Origin of the sequence: Streptomyces sp. NPDC059201 (assembly GCF_042754585.1) — a bacterium.
In the GTDB taxonomy this organism is placed as follows: Bacteria; Actinomycetota; Actinomycetes; order Streptomycetales; family Streptomycetaceae; genus Streptomyces.
The window spans coordinates 1-977 of sequence record NZ_JBHZBB010000018.1; the positions used below are offsets into that span (position 1 = coordinate 1).

Sequence of the window (977 nt, forward strand, 5' to 3'; positions counted from 1 at the left end):
GTGCTGGAGGATCCGTGGACCTGTCCCTGTCGACTCGCACTGTGCCCGGAGCTGGCGGCGACCGTACGGTCGTCGAGGTCGGTGGCGAGATTGATGTTTATACCGCGCCCAAGCTGCGCGAGCAGTTGGTCGAGTTGGTGAACGACGGCAGTTACCACCTGGTCGTCGACATGGAGGGCGTGGACTTCCTCGACTCCACCGGCCTCGGCGTGCTCGTCGGCGGGCTGAAGCGCGTGCGCGCCCACGAGGGCTCGCTGCGCCTGGTCTGCAACCAGGAGCGCATTCTCAAGATCTTCCGGATCACGGGCCTCACCAAGGTCTTCCCGATCCACACGTCGGTCGACGAGGCCGTCAACGCGGTCGACTGACCGGGGGGATCCCATGGCCACCGTTGAACTCCGCTTCAGCGCCCAGCCCGAGCACGTCCGTACGGCCCGTCTGGTGGCGGCCGCGGTCGCCCGCCGGGCCGGGGTGGACGAGGCGGTCCTCGACGAGGTGCGCCTCGCCGTCGGCGAGGCGTGTTCCCGCGCGGTCGGGCTGCACCGCAGCTCCGACGTCACCACACCCATCCGGGTCGTGCTGACCGAGGAGGAGAAGACGTTCTCCATCGAGGTCGGTGACGAGGTGCCCGGTGCGGGTGCGGCCGCCGGTGTTCCCGGCGCGCGCGCCGGGGCCCCGGCGGAGGAGTCCGACGACGCCGGCGGCGAGGACGAGATGGGTCTCGCGGTCATCCGCGGGCTCGTCGACGACGTCGAGGTGACCGCCGGCGAGGACGGCGGCACCATCCGGATGAGCTGGCCCACCACGCCTGCGGAGACGGACGCGGACATCCTGTCCTGAGCCGCGCTCCCGGGACGGAGACGTGGGGGGGGGGGGGCCCCCCCCCCCCCCCGGGCGCCGCCCCCCCCCCGGCCGGCCCGGGCCGCACAGTGGTTAGAGCGGGGGGGGCGCCGCCGGCGGGCGGGTGTTGGGCGACG

Annotated in this window: 2 protein-coding genes; both read left to right on the forward strand. The window is 73.1% G+C overall.

Features of this window, described 5'->3' with window-relative positions:
• Positions 1 to 14: 14 nt before the first annotated feature.
• The gene (locus ACFXMG_RS36980) at positions 15 to 368 is read left to right on the forward strand and encodes an STAS domain-containing protein (protein WP_030749286.1); all 354 of its coding nucleotides are present in this window, start codon (positions 15 to 17) and stop codon (positions 366 to 368) included.
• A gap of 13 nt (positions 369 to 381) precedes the next feature.
• Positions 382 to 840 (forward strand): ATP-binding protein, encoded by a 459-nt coding sequence (locus tag ACFXMG_RS36985; protein ID WP_383830941.1) that lies wholly within the window; start codon positions 382 to 384, stop codon positions 838 to 840.
• Positions 841 to 977: the final 137 nt, after the last annotated feature.

Excerpts from the sequence above, each read along its gene's own strand:
- ACFXMG_RS36985 (WP_383830941.1), top strand. The coding sequence starts at position 382 with ATGGCCACCGTTGAACTCCGCTTCAGCGCCCAGCCCGAGCACGTCCGT.